The 5,000-nt window shown below is 55.4% G+C and carries 1 tRNA gene, 2 rRNA genes and 1 pseudogene; 1 reads left to right on the forward strand and 3 read right to left on the reverse strand.

From position 1 onward, the window contains the following. Positions 1 to 1,103 (forward strand): annotated as a pseudogene (locus RHIZ70P_RS10345) (IS3 family transposase); the annotation flags it as partial. 198 nt (positions 1,104 to 1,301) lie between these two features. Here RHIZ70P_RS10345 and RHIZ70P_RS10350 read toward each other — a convergent pair. The 3 genes from RHIZ70P_RS10350 to RHIZ70P_RS10360 form a co-directional block, all read right to left on the reverse strand. Continuing rightward, positions 1,302 to 1,378 (reverse strand) — tRNA-Met (locus tag RHIZ70P_RS10350). Between the two features lie 192 nt (positions 1,379 to 1,570). Beyond that, positions 1,571 to 1,685: ribosomal RNA gene (rrf, locus tag RHIZ70P_RS10355) — 5S ribosomal RNA — on the reverse strand. 243 nt (positions 1,686 to 1,928) lie between these two features. Beyond that, positions 1,929 to 4,798: ribosomal RNA gene (locus RHIZ70P_RS10360) — 23S ribosomal RNA — on the reverse strand. Positions 4,799 to 5,000: the final 202 nt, after the last annotated feature.

A 5,000-nucleotide genomic window follows, 5' to 3' on the forward strand; every position in this document is an offset into this window, starting at 1 on the left:
ATATTGAAGGAGCAGGAGGCGGGCGCGAAGACAGTCGATGTCTGCCGCAAGCACGGCATCTCGGATGCAACCTTCTACAAGTACAAGGCGAAGTATGGCGGCATGGACGGTGAAGCGGAAAAGCAAATGATCCTGTGAATCATTTGCCCGCTGAACGATGCCCGCAAGCTGAAGGCGCTCGAGGACGAGAACGCCAAGCTGAAGAAGCTGCTCGCCGAAGCCATGCTGGACAATGCGATCCTGAAGGATGTCGCTGCAAAAAAATGGTGACGCCCGATGTGAAGCGGGATGCGGTGGCTCACGTCTGTGCGCAGTACGGGGTGAGCCAGCGTCGGGCGTGCGAGGTTCTGTCTGTGGATCGGTCGAGCATTCGATATCGCAGCGCGCGGCCGGGCGATGCGTCCATCCGCGAGGCGATGAAGAAGGTGGCGTCGGAGCGTCGTCGCTTCGGCTATCGCCGTATCCACGTCATGCTCGACCGGCAGGGGATCGTCATGAACCTGAAGAAGCTTCGACGTCTCTATCGGGAGGAGAAGCTGACGGTGCGCAAGCGTGGCGGCCGAAAGCGGGCCCTGGGGACGAGGCGCCCTCTGGCTCTGCCCTCACGCCCCAATGAACGCTGGAGCCTGGACTTCGTCAGCGATGCCTTCACCGACGGCCGCCGGTTCCGTGTTCTGGCAGTCGTTGACGACTTTACACGCGAATGCCTATGCCTGGTCGCCGATACATCCCTGTCAGGCGCAAGGCTTGCCCGTGAACTGGATAGTCTCATCGCCAGACGCGGAAAGCCGAGGACGATTGTCTCGGACAACGGCACGGAGATGACCAGCATGGCCGTCCTCAAATGGTGCCAGGAGACCAAGGTCGAATGGCATTACATCGCTCCCGGCAAGCCGATGCAAAACGGCTTCGTCGAAAGCTTCAACGGCAGCTTCCGCGACGAGTGCCTGAACGAGACCCTGTTCTCGTCGCTCACCCAGGCCCGCGCCGCCATCACCGCATGGAAGGAGGATTACAACAAAAACAGACCGCACTCGTCGCTGGGCAATATCACCCCCAGCGAGTTCGCAATGAAAATGGCTATGGAAAAACAGGCCGCATGAGGCCAGATTAAAAACCCAAGACTCTCCCGAAAACTGGAGGAAGATTGGGTCTCAGGTCAAGCCCACCGGGCTTACGAGCTTACTTCAAAGCAAGGTCGGGCGCTTACGACCCTCGGGCCAAACGCAAAAAGCTCCTCAACGCATATGCGGAGGAGCTTTCTGTTAAGCGACTTGAATGGCAGCAATTACAAGTCTCAGTGGTTGCGGGGGCAGGATTTGAACCTGCGGCCTTCAGGTTATGAGCCTGACGAGCTACCGGGCTGCTCCACCCCGCGTTATTGTCTGAGCGCCGGGTCCTTCCCGGTATATTTGTCTTGCCGGAGCTCGAAGGCCTTGCCTTCTGCGGTTCGGCGCGGGCTGCTCGACCCCGCGTTTATTGAAGAAGCAAAAAGGCCGCATTGAGCGGCCTCATTATGGGCTTGAGGCCCTTTATGTGTCGAGAAGATTTTTTGTTTTGCCTTTAGCAGACCTGGCAGCGACCTACTCTCCCGCGTCTTGAGACGAAGTACCATTGGCGCTGGGGCGTTTCACGGCCGTGTTCGGAATGGGAACGGGTGCGGCCGCCCCGCCATGACCACCAGGTCGGCTAAGGGCAAAACATTTGAGAAGCTGGTAGAGGCTTTCGCCTCGTTTGTCTTTCGTGAACACGTCGGTTTGTCTTGTCTTTGGACCTGTGGGGTTTTCACCCGTACAGGCCGCCAGGCCGTCGCCAATCGTTTGGCGCGCCGTCTGCAGGGCAGCGATCGAAGATCGCGGTGCGCCCGTGAAGACAAAACAGCATCATCATCGCGCCTTGAGGCGCGCTGATGAGCATGGTCAATGAGAACGATCAAGCCAATCGAGCTATTAGTACCGGTAAGCTTCACACATTGCTGCGCTTCCACACCCGGCCTATCAACGTGGTCGTCTTCCACGGCTCTGATAGGGAATACTCGTTTTCAGGTTGGTTTCCCGCTTAGATGCCTTCAGCGGTTATCCATTCCATATATAGCTACCCTGCTATGCCGTTGGCACGACAACAGGTCCACCAGAGATATGTCCATCCCGGTCCTCTCGTACTAGGGACAGATCCTGTCAATATTCCTACACCCACGGCAGATAGGGACCGAACTGTCTCACGACGTTCTGAACCCAGCTCACGTACCGCTTTAATTGGCGAACAGCCAAACCCTTGGGACCTGCTCCAGCCCCAGGATGCGATGAGCCGACATCGAGGTGCCAAACAACCCCGTCGATATGGACTCTTGGGGGTCATCAGCCTGTTATCCCCGGCGTACCTTTTATCCGTTGAGCGATGGCCCTTCCACGCGGGACCACCGGATCACTATGACCGACTTTCGTCTCTGCTCGACTTGTCAGTCTCGCAGTCAGGCGGGCTTATGCCATTGCACTCGACGACCGATTTCCGACCGGTCTGAGCCCACCATCGCGCGCCTCCGTTACTCTTTCGGAGGCGACCGCCCCAGTCAAACTACCCACCATACACTGTCCCGGATCCGGATGACGGACCGCGGTTAGACATCCATGACGATAAGGGTGGTATTTCAAGGATGGCTCCACGAGAACTGGCGTCCCCGCTTCAAAGCCTACCACCTATCCTACACATGCCGACACGAATGCCAGTGTAAAGCTATAGTAAAGGTGCACGGGGTCTTTCCGTCTGACCGCAGGAACCCCGCATCTTCACGGGGAATTCAATTTCACTGAGTCTATGCTGGAGACAGCGGGGAAGTCGTTACGCCATTCGTGCAGGTCGGAACTTACCCGACAAGGAATTTCGCTACCTTAGGACCGTTATAGTTACGGCCGCCGTTTACTGGGGCTTCGATTCAAAGCTTGCACCTCTCCTCTTAACCTTCCAGCACCGGGCAGGCGTCAGACCCTATACGTCGTCTTGCGACTTCGCAGAGCCCTGTGTTTTTGATAAACAGTCGCTACCCCCTGGTCTGTGCCACCCCACCTTACTTGCGTAAAATGGGGTCACGCTTCTTCCGAAGTTACGCGTGCAATTTGCCGAGTTCCTTCAGCATAGTTCTCTCAAGCGCCTTGGTATACTCTACCTGACCACCTGTGTCGGTTTCGGGTACGGTCTATAGGGTGGAGCTATTTCCTGGAACCGCTCCACTGCCCAGACAATCCAATAAGTCTGAACAATTTGTGCGATCCGTCACTACCACCAGGCCCACGAATATTAACGTGGTTCCCATCGACTACGCGTTTCCGCCTCGCCTTAGGGGCCGGCTAACCCTGCTCAGATTAACTTTAAGCAGGAACCCTTGGTCTTTCGGCGAGAGGGTCTCTCACCCTCTTTATCGTTACTCATGTCAACATTCGCACTTCCGATACCTCCAGGGCCCCTCACAGGTACCCCTTCACAGGCTTACGGAACGCTCCGCTACCACACGTCTTGCGACGTATCCTCAGCTTCGGTGCATGGCTTTAGCCCCGTTACATTTTCGGCGCAAAGACCCTTATTTAGACCAGTGAGCTGTTACGCTTTCTTTAAATGATGGCTGCTTCTAAGCCAACATCCTGGTTGTTTTGGGATCCTCACATCCTTTCCCACTTAGCCATGACTTGGGGACCTTAGCTGGAGGTCAGGGTTGTTGCCCTCTTCACGACGGACGTTAGCACCCGCCGTGTGTCTGCCGACTAGTACTCCTCGGTATTCGGAGTTTGGTTAGGATCAGTAAGACGGTGAGTCCCCATAGCCCATCCAGTGCTCTACCCCCGAGGGTATTCGGTCGACGCACTACCTAAATAGTTTTCGCGGAGAACCAGCTATTTCCGAGTTTGATTGGCCTTTCACCCCTAGCCACAAGTCATCCCAATCTATTGCAACAGATGCGGGTTCGGTCCTCCAGTTGGTGTTACCCAACCTTCAACCTGCTCATGGCTAGATCACTCGGTTTCGGGTCTAATGCAACTAACTCAATCGCCCTGTTCAGACTCGCTTTCGCTGCGCCTACACCTACCGGCTTAAGCTTGCTAGTTACACTAAGTCGTTGACCCATTATACAAAAGGTACGCCGTCAGGGTCTCCCCCTCCGACTGTTTGTAGGCAACCGGTTTCAGGTTCTATTTCACTCCCCTTGTCGGGGTGCTTTTCACCTTTCCCTCACGGTACTTGTTCGCTATCGGTCATGCACGAGTACTTAGGCTTGGAGAGTGGTCTCCCCATGTTCAGACAGGATTTCACGTGTCCCGCCTTACTCAAGGACAATGTGTGTTCTACGCGTACGGGGCTGTCACCCACTACGGCCGCACTTTCCAGAGCGTTCCACTTTATTCCACATTGCCACTGGCCTGGTCCGCGTTCGCTCGCCACTACTTGCGGAGTCTCGGTTGATGTCCTTTCCTGCAGGTACTTAGATGTTTCAGTTCCCTGCGTTCGCTTCTTACACCCTATTTTATTCAGGTGCAGATACCTTATTAACAATGCTTGGAAACCTGGAGCGTCTTGCGACGCAGGCAATAGCCAGTAGCCAATAGAACCTAAATCCTACTGCCTAATTCCTACCGCCTGTGCGCCTGCGGCGCACCAGATTTCCCAAGCATTTAAGGTGGGTTCCCCCATTCGGATATCCATGGATCAAAGCTCATTCGCAGCTCCCCACGGCTTTTCGCAGCGTATCACGTCCTTCATCGCCTGTGCATGCCAAGGCATCCACCAATTGCCCTTACGACACTTAATCGTTCTCATTGCCAATGCTCATCCTTATTTGGATTTGGAATTCCTATCCTCCTCGCTTGCGCTCGGAGGGGCTCCAAATCTGGCCATACGGGCAAACCTGAGTTTGCCGCGCCGCCTGCCAAAAGCCCGGTTACCTTTTACAACCAGGCCAATCAGATGCCATCGACGTGTTCGACAAGTCTGCTTTATTGGAGCTACGCCGA

This window comes from Paenirhizobium selenitireducens ATCC BAA-1503, assembly GCF_900492185.1.
Taxonomy (GTDB): Bacteria; Pseudomonadota; Alphaproteobacteria; order Rhizobiales; family Rhizobiaceae; genus Allorhizobium; species Allorhizobium selenitireducens_A.